Source organism: Flavobacterium chungangensis, assembly GCF_042654045.1.
In the GTDB taxonomy this organism is placed as follows: domain Bacteria; phylum Bacteroidota; class Bacteroidia; order Flavobacteriales; family Flavobacteriaceae; genus Flavobacterium; species Flavobacterium chungangensis.
This window is the reverse complement of record NZ_JBHSFY010000053.1, coordinates 1-529: the sequence shown is the minus strand read 5'-3', so window position 1 is coordinate 529 and position 529 is coordinate 1. Positions and strand designations below refer to the sequence as shown.

Here is a 529-nt window from a genome sequence, read left to right as displayed (position 1 = left end):
CGCGTCGTGATCGACAGGCGGGCGACGGCGCCGATGGACGGCAGCGCCTCGCCCCGGAAGCCGAGGGTCGCGATGGCGAAGAGGTCGCCGGTCGGCAGCTTGGAGGTGGCGTGGCGCTCGACGGTCGCGTTCCGTGACGGTGCCGCCTGGACCGACGACGTGACCCAGGTGCCGGAGCTGACGGTCCCGCGCCGCGTGTTCGACGACGCGGGCCCGGGCGCGCTCGTCGAGCTCACCGGGAAGGTCGACGGGACGTCGGAGGTGCTGTGCGTGCTGGGGTTCGGCGTCGAAGCCGCGGAGCTTCCGCCGTCGCCGCGCGTCGACTGGTGACGTCGGCGGGGTGCCGGCGCCTGGACGCAGTACGGAAATAGAGAGGAGCTCTGCGTCTCGAGCTCCGGGGGCGGTCAGGGAATCTCGTAGGCCGCCAGCAGAGCTCGCGCGGTGCGCGCGGCCGTGATGGCGCTGTCGGCCGCTCGATCAAGGTGCGCGCCGGCGACCGCGCCGTCGTACAGCTGCACCAGCGCAGCAG

1 protein-coding gene is annotated in these 529 nt (G+C 73.5%); it reads left to right on the top strand.

Going from position 1 to position 529, the window contains the following annotated elements; all coding sequences use genetic code 11:
* Window positions 1-330: hypothetical protein (locus ACFO3N_RS25035; RefSeq protein ID WP_379801531.1), on the top strand; the 330-nt coding region annotated here is incomplete at its 5' end.
* Between the last annotated feature and the right edge of the window lie 199 nt (window positions 331-529).